Raw genomic sequence first — 337 nt, 5'->3', positions numbered from 1 at the left:
CCCAGTAATTCAAGGTTCTGCACTGGGTGCATTGAACGGTGAAGAGCAGTGGGAGCAGAAGATTGTTGAACTTGCTGAAGCCCTGGATTCTTACATCCCTGAGCCAGAGCGTGCGATCGACAAGCCGTTTATCCTGCCAATCGAAGACGTATTCTCAATTCAAGGCCGTGGTACTGTTGTAACCGGTCGTGTTGAGCAAGGCATCATCACCGTAGGTGACGACGTTGAAATCGTAGGTATGAAAGACACCACCAAGACCACTTGTACTGGTGTTGAAATGTTCCGTAAGCTTCTAGACGAAGGCCGTGCGGGTGAGAACGTTGGTGTTCTTCTGCGT

1 protein-coding gene is annotated in these 337 nt (G+C 50.1%); it reads left to right on the top strand.

Features of this window, described 5'->3' with window-relative positions:
* A partial coding sequence (locus BZJ21_RS15740) for an EF-Tu/IF-2/RF-3 family GTPase (protein WP_269087448.1) occupies positions 1-337 on the top strand: 337 nt, incomplete at both ends.

The organism is Salinivibrio costicola subsp. alcaliphilus (assembly GCF_001996185.1).
GTDB classification, from domain to species: domain Bacteria; phylum Pseudomonadota; class Gammaproteobacteria; order Enterobacterales; family Vibrionaceae; genus Salinivibrio; species Salinivibrio costicola.
The sequence above is the reverse complement of the archived record's forward strand: the minus strand, read 5'-3'. Positions and strand labels throughout refer to the sequence as shown.